The organism is Pseudomonas fulva NBRC 16637 = DSM 17717 (genome assembly GCF_000730565.1).
Taxonomy (GTDB): Bacteria; Pseudomonadota; Gammaproteobacteria; order Pseudomonadales; family Pseudomonadaceae; genus Aquipseudomonas; species Aquipseudomonas fulva.
Map to the genome: position 1 here is coordinate 1 of NZ_BBIQ01000042.1, position 997 is coordinate 997.

Genomic DNA, 997 nt, shown 5'->3' on the forward strand with positions numbered 1-997 from the left:
AACCAGCACTTGGTCGCCTTGGTTGCCAGTACCAGGAACTCCCGAGCCAGGCTCATCGGTAACCTGAGTGGTGACGGGCGTTTTGTCGAGCGTCAGCTGCTCGAACTTGCCTACATCTGCGCCAGTGACGGTTGCAATCGATTTGACGACTGGATCGTTGGCACCGACGTAGTCATTGTCAGGCGCGGTAATGGTTACCGAACCGGTCGTACCATTGGCCGGGATAGTGATGACGGTCTTGCCATCGTCCAGCGTGAAGGTCAGCGCACCATGCTTGTCGATTGGCAGGCCATCTTTGTTGGTCAGGGTCACGGTGTAGGTGATCTGACCGCCTTCGGTGACCGAATCGGTCGCAGTCAGCTTCGCCACAACTTCATCGATGGTATCGGTGACTTTGACCGATGCATCGTTGCCCAGCTGCAGGTTTTCGAAGGTACGACCGCCAGCATCGGCTGCCGACTTGATGCCCAGGCTGATTTCGCCAGAGTCCTTGTAGACGTCGTCGCCCTGCGCTGCGTGGGTGTACTGGGCGCTGGTTTGGCCGGCCTTGATGGTGATCTTCTCGTTGTTGCTGAGGGTCACGACCAAGTCGTTGGCCAGGGCCTTATTGATCTGCACGGTGAAGGTCGGCTTGACGTTCTCGGCTACGAAGGTTTGGTCAGCCGTAATGGTGACCAGTACCAAATCGCCTTGGTTACCCGTACCCGGGGTTCCAGAACCTGGCTCGTCGGTAACTTCGGTGCTGACTTGGGTTTTATCCAGCGTCAGTTGTTCGAACTTCCAAGCATCCGCGCCGCTGACCGACTCGATCGAGTTCACGACAGCAGGGTTCGTGCCCACATAAACGTTGTCCGGCGCGGTAGCGGTGGCCGAACCTACGGTGCTGTTGGCAGGCACCACCACGGTAGTGCCATCTTTGAGATGGAAGTACAGCTCTGCGTGGTTGTTGATCGGCAGACCATCTTTGTTGGTCAGCGTTACGGTGTAGGTGATCTCG

Annotated in this window: 1 protein-coding gene; it reads right to left on the bottom strand. The window is 57.4% G+C overall.

What is annotated here, in order from left to right; all coding sequences use genetic code 11:
• A partial coding sequence (locus tag PFU01S_RS22295) for an immunoglobulin-like domain-containing protein (protein ID WP_042139951.1) occupies positions 1 to 997 on the bottom strand: 997 nt, incomplete at both ends.